The 1192-nt window shown below is 75.8% G+C and carries 1 protein-coding gene; it reads right to left on the bottom strand.

The genetic code is table 11. The features are described 5' to 3' along the window. Positions 1 to 1192 (bottom strand): LuxR C-terminal-related transcriptional regulator (locus AB0M20_RS44695; protein ID WP_364307680.1); only part of this gene is annotated, 1192 nt, incomplete at both ends.

Here is a 1192-nt window from a genome sequence, read left to right as displayed (position 1 = left end):
TGCACGGTGCGTTCGGAGATGAACAGCCGGCGGGCGATCTCAGCGTCGGGCAGGCCGTCGCGCAGCAGCGCGAGCACCTGCGCCTCACGTGGGGTGAGCCCGTGCGGGTCGGCGCGGGTGGCCGGCCGGGGTCCACGGGGGACGACGCGCTCACCGGCCCGCCGCATCATCTGCCGGATCCGCGCCGCGGTGCGGTCGGCGCCGATCGAGGTGACCAGGTCGAGAGCGGTGGCCAGGTGTTCCGGCCGGGCGGACCGGGTCAGCGCGACCGCCTCGTCGGACGGGCACCCGGCGTCGTGCCACCACCGGGCCGCGGCCTCGTGGTCGCCGGCCAGCTCCAGCGCGTGGGGCGCCGGCAGCTCCGCGGGGCGGTGACCCGGAACCTCCAGCCGGTCCAGCCAGACGAGGAGCTCCGCGCGCAGCCAGATGTCGTCGTCGTCCGGCCTCGCACCCGCGACGGCGACGACGCGCTCGTCGAGGCCGCCCGGCCGTCCGGCCAGCCATGCCGCCTCGGCCGCGACCGTGGCCACCCGCAGCGGCCAGCTGGGCTCGCCGATGCTCGCCGCGAGCCGCCAGGCCTGCTCCAGCGCTTCGTCCGCGCGCGGGTCGCCCTGCCGCAGGCGTGCGGTAGCGAGCGGGATCAGCAGGTGCAGCCGATTGACCTCGGAGATGGTCTCGCGCAGCGTTTCCTCGATCAGGGCGGTGGCCGCGGCGAGCTGCCCTCTGCGCAGCAGTGCGGCCGCGTGTGTGCCGCGCAGGCAGACGGCGTAGGTCGCCGCGTCGTGCTCACGGGAGAACACGAGGCCGTCGGCGAAGTACCGCTCATGGTCGGCGAACCGGCACCGGTCGACCGCCGCCTGACAGAGGTTGGCGTAGCCGCGGCCGGCCTCGTCGCCCATCCCATGCTCGAGGGCGAGCTCGACGGAACGCACCACGGCCGTGAAGCCGTCCCGCCCCGCACCGATCTCCAGCATCCCGATGGTGTTCAGGCTGTACGCGACGGCCCGCAGGCAGCCGGCCGCCTCCGCCTGGCGCAGACCCTCCCGGGCCGCGATCAGGGCCTCCGCCCGCGGATGCGTCTCGCTGATCGTGGCGGCGTACAGCGCCTGGGCCCAGGCCTTCTCCTCCGACGGCGGCCGGCCGGCCATGACGGTCAGCGCCTCTCGCGCGGCGGCCTCGCTCTCCTCGCCCC

This window comes from Actinoplanes sp. NPDC051633 (assembly GCF_040681735.1).
GTDB lineage: Bacteria > Actinomycetota > Actinomycetes > Mycobacteriales > Micromonosporaceae > Actinoplanes.
The sequence above is the reverse complement of the archived record's forward strand: the minus strand, read 5'-3'. Positions and strand labels throughout refer to the sequence as shown.